This window comes from Niallia sp. (genome assembly GCF_031978665.1).
Taxonomy (GTDB): Bacteria; Bacillota; Bacilli; order Bacillales; family Cytobacillaceae; genus Niallia.
Genome location: NZ_DALZDK010000012.1, coordinates 12091 through 19769 on the forward strand (window position 1 = coordinate 12091; position 7679 = coordinate 19769).

The following is a 7679-nucleotide window of genomic DNA, read 5'->3' on the forward strand; positions in this document are numbered from 1 at the left end:
TCGACAGCTACTAATGTTTGTCCGCCTAGATCATAACTAGGCGAATAAGGGATAAGTAAATCACCTTTAAAATCCTTGTCCTTATTTTCAATCGTAACCTTCAGCGTAAATCCTTTACCATCGATTACTTTTCCATCCAAGCCAGCTTCTGTTAAAATTTTTATTCCGTCTGTAGCTGCAGCATTAGCTTCTTTCACAATAAAAGTAGTAGCCAAAAATAAAATAAAACATACAATTAGGACTTTTTTGACTTTTCGCAAACTATGTTTCCCCCATTTTTTATTTTTTCATTCTATTTAATAGACGATTGGCAGTAGTTTCCTCCCTACAGTAAATTAGAAAAAATTTCATGATGTAATTTTACAACATTTTATACTTTTTATACATATTTTTTTGTAAGAAAATTACTTATAAGAAATTTTATTCTATTATCTATTAGACGAAGGGAATGGTTGAAAGGTTTTATATACCGGAAACAATTTTATTAATATTTCCAATAAAAAAACTCCTGTTCGTGAAAGTTATCAGGAGTTTTAGTCTATATCCGATTTAAAAAAATTTATGAAGTAAGAAGGAAATGATGGATATGATCCAAAAAATGAATATATGAGCCAAAGTAACCAAGATATGAGCCAAAATTTTAATATATTATCCAAAACAACCTAAATATGATCTAAAAATCTAATATATCAGCCAAACCAAAAACTAATGAATATGAAATAAAATAAGAATACTAGCCGGAATCGCTATTAAAAGCGCGCCGATTATTTTCATACGCATGCCTGATAAACTACGTAGAAATAAATTTTCTTCTTCTAATGTAAGCAGGTTTTCCCATTCTTCCTCTTCATATTTTTTAGTTGGCAAGGAATCTCCAAGTCGAACATAGGCATGATGCTCTATAAGATGCCCTTTTACCATTAAAGCAATTCCTCCAATAAGAATAAGCAAAACAGTGCATTGAATGATCAAACGTCTTCCCTCCGCAAATAAAATACTATGCTACTTTTTATTATTCTACATATCCTTATTTTTATTACGTCTTTGCAAAGATTTAACAATCAAAAAAACAGCCAACAAAAAAATGCCGCAAAGTTTCCTTTGCGACACCTATCTAAATTCACTTTTACTCTTCGCTTTCCTCTACTAACGTAGAAAACAAGCCGTATACATATCGCTCTGGGTCGAAGCTTTGAAGATCGTCCATTTTTTCCCCTAACCCAACAAATTTTACAGGAATATGCAATTCATTGCGGATCGCTAACACGATACCACCTTTGGCTGTACCATCTAATTTGGTTAGGACAATTCCACTTACATTTGTCGTTTCTTTAAAAGTCTTTGCCTGTACTAACGCATTTTGTCCAGTCGTTGCATCTAGGACAAGCAGGACTTCATGAGGAGCACCTGGAACTTCTCGCTCAATAACTCGCTTTACTTTTTCTAACTCTTTCATCAAATTTACTTTGTTCTGCAATCTTCCAGCAGTATCACAAAGAAGTATGTCCGCTTCACGAGATTTCGCTGCCTGTACTGCATCGAACATAACAGCTGCTGGGTCAGAGCCTTCTGAATGTTTAATAACTTCAACTCCAACGCGCTCTCCCCACACTTCTAATTGTTCGATTGCTCCGGCACGGAAAGTATCTCCGGCAGCAAGTAAAACCTTTTTCCCTTCTTCTTTATATTTATGAGCAAGCTTACCGATCGTAGTAGTTTTCCCTACTCCATTTACTCCTACAAAAAGAATGACCGTTAATCCGTCTGCTTGCATATTAATCGTAGAAGATTCTTCTTCCCCATTTTGATAAATAGCCACTAATTTCTCAGAAATAACATCTTGTACTTCTTTTGGATCTTGGATATTTTTTCGTTTCACTTCTTTTTTTAGTTCATCAATTAGTTCCATCACTGTTTCAAAGCCAACATCGGCGCCAATAAGGATTTCTTCTAGCTCTTCAAAGAAATCTTCATCTACTTTGCGATAACGAGATACGAGATCATTGACCTTATCTGAAAAATTATTTCTTGTTTTCGTTAATCCTTCTTTAAACTTCTCGGTTACTGTATTTGTCTGCTGAGACATTTTTTCTTTTAATTTTTTAAAAAAACTCATTCTTATCCCTTCTTTCCTTCTAAAATTTTCTGTTTATGTATAATGTGTATTTCTGTTGTTTTCAAACCAAGGTACTAATACAACCCATTTACCCCATTTGTTTTTCAAGGCTTACCGCTCGCCTCCATGACGAACAGTAAGCCTCTCAAACATTCCTCTATTGCAAAATAGAGCTATCCATTTGCTACTAATTCATTCGTTTCGCTCAAACGCACGGAGACGAGCTTAGATACGCCAGATTCTTGCATTGTAACCCCATAAAGGACATCTGCTTCTTCCATTGTTCCTTTCCGGTGGGTAATGACAATAAACTGTGTTTCAGCGCTATAGCGTTTTAAGTAAGAGCTAAATCGGAATACATTTGCTTCATCCAATGCTGCTTCGACCTCATCCAAAATACAGAATGGAACAGGTCGCACTTTAAGAATGGAGAATAACAAGGCGATTGCTGTCAATGCTCTTTCTCCACCAGATAGTAGACTTAAGTTTTGCAGTTTTTTCCCTGGTGGCTGGGCCACAATCTCTACGCCTGTGTTTAAGAGGTCTTCTGGATTTGTTAATACTAGATCCGCACTTCCTCCACCGAATAAGCTTTGAAAGACGGTTTCAAAATGCTCTTTTATTCCTTCAAAGGTTTGAGCAAAGCGATTTTTCATTTCCTCGTCCATCTCATCGATTACTTGGTAAAGCGTATCCTTCGCTGCTTCTAAATCCGTTTTTTGCTCTAGGAGGAACTCGTATCTTTCTGAAATTCGCTCATATTCCTCAATGGCACCAAGATTGACAGTTCCTAGTTCTTCCATTGCTAATTTAATTAGCTTCACCTTTTTACGTGCTTCCTCTACTTCTAATGTTAAAGGATACTCTAGCTTTGCTCCTTCATATGTTAATAAGTATTCCTCACGCAAATTGGTTAATCGTGTATCTAATTCTACATCTACACGATTTAATTTTACTTCTTCATCCTTTAACGCCTGAACAATTCCTCTGTGAAGTCTCCGTTGCTCCTTCGTTTCAAGCTCAAGTTCTTCTAATTGCATTTGCTTTTGCAATCTTTCCTCTCTACGCAAAGAGATTAACCGAATTGTTTCTTGCTTTTCATGCAGTTTTTGCTCTGCCGCTTCTTCTAAAGTCGCTTCCCCAGAATGAGAATCACTCATTTCAGAAGAAAGCAAACGAAGGTCTTCACTGACAAGCTTCCATTTTTCTTCTGTTGCTTCATGCTCTTGGATAAGAGTCGCAAGCTTATCTTTTTCATGTCTAAGTTGTTCTTTTTTTGCAGCAGATTGAATCCGTAAATCGCTAATTGTATTTACTACCGATTCTTTAGAAACCGTTTGTTTATTTTTCTGCTCTGTTAATAAGGCAATCTCTGTATCCAATTCAGAAAGCTTTTTATTCTGCCCTTCAAGCTCTGTTTGCAAATCAGTTCGTCTCTTTAGAAGTAACTCTTGCTCTTGGTGAGAATCTGCCTTATTACGATCATAAAGTGACAATTTATCATTCATCGCTCTTTCTTCGAATTCAACCTCTTTTAAATCATCTTTCCATGTTTGAATTTGAAAACGAAGATCCTCGACTTTTAAGCGTGCTTCTTCAATCGATGATTCTTCTGTTTGCAATGCCGTTTTCCCTTTTTTCAGCTGTTCCTCCAGCTTAAGAGATGTTTTGTCCATTTCAAAAATCTTTTTCTTGAGCTCTTCCAATTCCCCTTTTCGGGTGATGATAGACGCCTGCTTTTGCTTAATTGCCCCACCTGTCATCGAACCACCAGGGTTAACAATTTCTCCGTCTAACGTAACAAAGCGGGAACGATACTGAAGAATTTTCGCCATTTCATTGGCACCCTTTAAGTCCTTCGTAATAACGACATTTCCAAGTAAACTGCGCATAATTTCACTATATTGACTGTCATAGTTAATTAAATCTGCTGCAATGCCAACAAAAGCAGGATGACCTTGTATTAATCGTAGTTGCGAATCGCCAAGCGTTTTCCCTTTAATAACATTCATTGGTAAAAAAGTAGCTCGTCCAAAGCCGTTTTTCTTTAAAAACGCAATTGCTTCACGACCATTTTGCTCTGTCTCTACGACAATATGCTGCATCGATCCACCTAAAGCAATTTCCAAGCTAACACTGTACTCCTTGGGAACATGCATTAATTCAGCAACTGCTCCTCTAATACCTTGTAAAGACTTGCCTCTTGCTTTAAGAACTTCTTTTACCCCTTGGAAAAATCCTGAATAATCGTCTTCCAGTTCTTCGAGCATTTCTTTTCTCGATTTCGCCTGCTGCGCATACTGGTATGACTGATAAAGAGCCTTTTCAATCTGCTGAACCTTTGCTTCTATTCCTTCGAAATGGCTCTGTTTTTCATCATAACCTTTCAAGCATGCCTCTAGTTCATCAGATAGCTCCTTAAGCTTATCTGTAATCCTGGTCTTTTTTTCCTGAATGTGTACACGTTCATTCGTAAAATTTATATTTTCTTCATCAAGCTGAGACGTTCTTTTTTCTTGATTTTCCAATTGATGGATAACCGAATTCAGCTCATTTTTTGACGCTGCCTGGTTACTGACTATATCGATATAGTCACTTTTTAGCATTTCAATTTTTTCTTCTAAATTCTCGTTAAAAAGAGTAAGATTTTTCTCGTTAACCTTTAATGTATCTTCAATTTCTTTTGATTCGGCTTGCAATTCGTGGACAAGCTTTTGCTGCGTTTCTTTTTGCAAAACAAGTGCCGCTACTCGTTCTTGAAGCTCTACTTTACTTTTTTCAAGCTGATCACGGTTTTGTGTAGCATTCTTTTTTCTTTCTTTTAATACTTCTTTTCTACCTTCCAGCTTCTCTAATTCTTCACTGACTAACAGAAGAACCTGTTGCAGATCATCAATCGATTCATCTAGTGCTGCTACCTCGTTCTTCACTTCTTCCATCTTTGCTTCCTTACTTTGTAGCAAGGAGGATAGCTTTAACTCTTCTTGTTTATAGGCATCTAGTTGCTTCGAAATCGCTTCAAATCGCTCGTGCGCTTCCTCAATATCATGTACCATTAAGGCAACTTCAATGGATTCGAGATTTTCTCGATGATGCAAATATTCCTTAGCCATCGAACTTTGTATCTTTAATGGCTCAACCTGACTTTCTAATTCATGTAATATATCGTTCACACGGTTAAGGTTATCCTGTGTTTCTACAAGCTTTCCCTCTGCCTTTTTCTTTCGCGTCTTATATTTTAATACGCCTGCTGCTTCTTCAAATATAGACCTGCGATCCTCTGCTTTACTATTTAAGATTTCCTCGACTTTCCCCTGGCTAATGATCGAAAAAGCCTCTCGTCCCAGTCCTGAATCCATAAATAAATCAATAATATCCTTCAGACGACAAGATTGTTTATTGATTAAAAAGTCACTTTCCCCTGAACGATAAACGCGTCTTGTTACACTTACTTCATGGTAATCCAATGGAAGAAAATGATCCTCATTCTCTAAAGTTAATGTTACTTCTGCAAAGTTTACTGCTTTTCTTGAGTCACTACCCGAAAAAATAACATCCTCCATCTTACTTCCACGTAATGATTTAGCTGACTGCTCGCCAAGAACCCAGCGAATAGCATCGGTAATATTACTTTTCCCACTTCCATTGGGGCCAACTACTGCCGTGACACCTGGCACAAAATCGACAGAAATTCGATCTGCAAATGACTTAAATCCGATAATATCTAACCGTTTTAAGAACATACCCTCACCCCGATTCTTCCTTGTTTCTCTAGTTGCATTTTTCTTATCTGCGTCATGTTAAACAACTTATTTTTCACTTTCCGCCTTTAATATTAATAATGATTTTTGAGCTGCTTGCTGCTCTGCCTCTTTCTTCGAACGTCCCATGCCTGTACCAAGCTCGCGATTGTTTAAAAAGACCTGTGAAATAAATTCTCTATTATGAGCTGGTCCTTTTTCAAGGAGTATTTTGTACTCGATTGTTCCAACAGCATCTCTTTGAACGTATTCTTGTAGTTGACTTTTAAAATCCATCACATGAGAAAAAGCACCGTTATTAATTTTCGGAAAAATAACTTCTTCTAAAAATGCTACCACAGTATCTAAACCTTGATCTAAATAGAGAGCACCAATAAACGCTTCAAACACATCAGCTAGTAGCGCTGGTCTCGTTCTTCCCCCTGTCATTTCCTCTCCCTTACCTAAGAGCACATAATTAGCAAATGATACTAATGATGGTTCACAAACAATTGCTGCTCGCAATTTTGTTAGTTCCCCTTCACTCATCATTGGAAATTTCTTAAAGAGAAATTTAGAAACCGTTAGTTCTAAAACGGCATCACCAAGAAATTCTAGTCTTTCATTATCTTCATGTGGTTTTCTTCGATGCTCATTCACATATGATGAATGGGTAAAAGCCTGTTTCAATAGTTTTTCGTCTGTAAAGTGAATCCCTATTTTATCTTGTAGTTCCTTCATTTTTTTTTCATTTGGTCGCACGGTTCTTTTGTCTTTTCGATTGCCTCGCATTTTGCCTCCACCTTAGCACTAAGTTTACAATTCATTTCAAGTTTAAGTAAAAAAGATAAAAAACGCAAAGAAACTTGGAAAGTTTTTTCTCTCCAAGCCTTTTCTATAACAGAAATTGGGCTACCACTAGGGGGATAACCCCACTTCACATAAGAAAAACTATTTTATCCATTTTTATGCGCTTATACGCTTATTTAAAATACTTTTGAACAGCTAACAGCTTTACCGTTCATTACTACTCTATCATACCTCTAAATTATAGGCATTTAGTTATTAGTATACATCATACAAACGGAAATTGTCATCTATTCTTAGGGCTATTTTCATCACGATACGGATTTTCCCCTGAGTAGGCAATTTCTTATACATAAGAGCTAATAAACAAAATTAAAAGCCCCGGGGTTAGCGGAGCTTTTAACATTGACTAGCGATTACTTATGTAGTTCACAGCATCACCAACTGTAGAAATCTTTTCAGCATCGTCGTCAGAAATTTCCATATCGAACTCATCTTCTAATTCCATAACAAGTTCAACTACGTCAAGAGAGTCAGCGCCTAAATCATCTTTGAAAGAAGCTTCTAGAGTAACCTCTGATTCTTCAACACCAAGACGATCTACAACGATTTTTGTTACACGCTCTAATACATCTGCCATTTATTTCACCTCCCCTCAAATGCATTATAGAGTATTTTGCCGAAATAATAAATGAGAACTTTTAGCTTTCAATGTTCTTTCTATCTAGTATGAGTTCTCCTACTATTCGCACTAGTTTCCCTTTAATAAAGGAAAACTTACATATACATTCCACCATCAATATGCAATGTTTGACCAGTAATATAACTGCTTTCTTCAGAAGCTAAAAAGACAACTGCATTCGCAATATCTTCAGGTCTACCGAATTGGCCAAGAGGAATTTGCGTAAGCATGCTATTTTTTACTTCTTCTGTTAGTTTATCCGTCATATCCGTTGTTATAAATCCAGGCGCTATTGCATTTACGGTAATATTTCGTTGTGCAAGCTCTTTTGCCG

General features: G+C 36.6%; 6 protein-coding genes and 1 pseudogene. All 7 read right to left on the reverse strand.

Annotated elements, in window-relative coordinates; translation table 11 throughout:
* Positions 1-260 (reverse strand): annotated as a pseudogene (locus RTL21_RS08300) (hypothetical protein); the annotation flags it as partial.
* 445 nt (positions 261-705) lie between these two features.
* The gene (locus RTL21_RS08305; protein WP_312095178.1) at positions 706-972 is read right to left on the reverse strand and encodes a hypothetical protein; all 267 of its coding nucleotides are present in this window, start codon (positions 970-972) and stop codon (positions 706-708) included.
* Positions 973-1126: 154 nt separating this feature from the next.
* Entirely contained in the window at positions 1127-2116 is a 990-nt protein-coding gene (ftsY, locus tag RTL21_RS08310; RefSeq protein ID WP_312095180.1) for a signal recognition particle-docking protein FtsY, read from the reverse strand.
* Positions 2117-2289: 173 nt separating this feature from the next.
* Complete coding sequence (gene smc / locus RTL21_RS08315) at positions 2290-5859, reverse strand: chromosome segregation protein SMC (protein WP_312095182.1); 3570 nt, start codon at positions 5857-5859, stop codon at positions 2290-2292.
* A 66-nt stretch (positions 5860-5925) separates the two neighbouring features.
* Positions 5926-6648 carry a ribonuclease III gene (gene rnc / locus RTL21_RS08320; RefSeq protein ID WP_312095184.1) on the reverse strand — a complete coding sequence of 241 codons (723 nt, stop codon included), beginning with the start codon at positions 6646-6648 and terminating at the stop codon, positions 5926-5928.
* Positions 6649-7072: 424 nt separating this feature from the next.
* Entirely contained in the window at positions 7073-7303 is a 231-nt protein-coding gene (locus RTL21_RS08325) for an acyl carrier protein (RefSeq protein ID WP_016201082.1), read from the reverse strand.
* Between the two features lie 137 nt (positions 7304-7440).
* The coding region (locus tag RTL21_RS08330; RefSeq protein ID WP_312095190.1) for an SDR family oxidoreductase at positions 7441-7679 on the reverse strand (239 nt) is incomplete at its 5' end.

What these genes read in the sequence shown, in the direction of transcription:
- ftsY (WP_312095180.1), bottom strand. Translation starts at nt 2,116, where the DNA reads ATGAGTTTTTTTAAAAAATTAAAAGAAAAAATGTCTCAGCAGACAAAT.
- smc (WP_312095182.1), bottom strand. Translation starts at nt 5,859, where the DNA reads ATGTTCTTAAAACGGTTAGATATTATCGGATTTAAGTCATTTGCAGAT.
- rnc (WP_312095184.1), bottom strand. Translation starts at nt 6,648, where the DNA reads ATGCGAGGCAATCGAAAAGACAAAAGAACCGTGCGACCAAATGAAAAA.
- RTL21_RS08325 (WP_016201082.1), bottom strand. Translation starts at nt 7,303, where the DNA reads ATGGCAGATGTATTAGAGCGTGTAACAAAAATCGTTGTAGATCGTCTT.